This window comes from Dactylosporangium sucinum, from assembly GCF_014647515.1.
Classification (GTDB): Bacteria; Actinomycetota; Actinomycetes; order Mycobacteriales; family Micromonosporaceae; genus Dactylosporangium; species Dactylosporangium sucinum.
The window spans coordinates 1-239 of sequence record NZ_BMPI01000203.1 but is presented as its reverse complement, the minus strand read 5'-3'; the positions used below and the strand labels follow the sequence as shown (position 1 = coordinate 239).

The following is a 239-nucleotide window of genomic DNA, read 5'->3' as shown; positions in this document are numbered from 1 at the left end:
GTTGGGGCGGAGCCGGTCGGGGTTGACGGCGCCTATGACACGTTGGCTGAGGCTGGGTTTGGTTACGGTCCGACGTTCCAGGGTTTGCGTCGTGTCTGGCGCAACGGTGACGACGTTTTTGTGGAGGCGGTCCTTCCGGACGGTGCGGACCCGTCGGCGTTCGTGTTGCACCCGGCGCTGCTCGATGCGGTGTTGCACGGGATCGGCCTGGCTGTTACTGGGCATCCCGGTCTGGATGG

1 protein-coding gene is annotated in these 239 nt (G+C 65.7%); it reads left to right on the top strand.

All coding sequences use genetic code 11. The features are described 5' to 3' along the window. Positions 1-239, top strand: a 239-nt coding sequence (locus tag IEZ31_RS55825) for a polyketide synthase dehydratase domain-containing protein (protein ID WP_190258300.1), incomplete at both ends; no start/stop codon positions are given.